This is a genomic window from Kitasatospora purpeofusca (assembly GCF_000718025.1).
In the GTDB taxonomy this organism is placed as follows: domain Bacteria; phylum Actinomycetota; class Actinomycetes; order Streptomycetales; family Streptomycetaceae; genus Kitasatospora; species Kitasatospora purpeofusca.
In genome coordinates, this window is record NZ_JODS01000100.1 from 1 (window position 1) to 505 (window position 505).

Consider the following 505-nt stretch of genomic DNA (forward strand, 5'->3'; position numbering starts at 1 on the left):
GGAGGACACGCGCGGGGTGCGCGAGACGACCTTGGCGGCGTTGCCGGTGAACGCGACGGCGACGTCCTCCACCGCACCCGCGGCCGGGGCGGCCTCCGGGGCGACGGCGTTCGGCTTCACCGCGATGACCGGCACGCCGTTGCTGACGCGGGAGTCGACGGTGTACGAGGCCGCGAAGACGGACTGGGTGGCGACCGGGCCGCTGTCGCCGGCGCGCAGGTCGACGGCGTCGGTGATGACGCCGGAGCCCAGGCGGAGGGCGACGCGGGCGGCGACCTCCTTGCCCTCGCCGGAGGAGGTGACCAGCACCGCGGCCGCGTCGGCGGCCTTGGCGATCTGGGCCAGCGCGTCCACCTTCTCTCCGTGTTGTGGGGTGGGGCAGCAGGGGCCGGTGCTCGGTGGGGCCGGGACTAGATGAACTTCTGGTCGGCGAGGAAGCCCGCGAGCGCCTTGCCGCCCTCGCCCTCGTCCTTGACGACCGTGCCCGCGGTACGCGCCGGACGCG

General features: G+C 75.2%; 2 pseudogenes. Both read right to left on the reverse strand.

Annotated features, from left to right (window positions below):
• Nucleotides 1-357, reverse strand: a pseudogene (locus IF01_RS50790) (adenine nucleotide alpha hydrolase family protein); the annotation flags it as partial.
• Between the two features lie 53 nt (nucleotides 358-410).
• A pseudogene (locus IF01_RS47275) lies at nucleotides 411-505 on the reverse strand (electron transfer flavoprotein subunit beta); the annotation flags it as partial.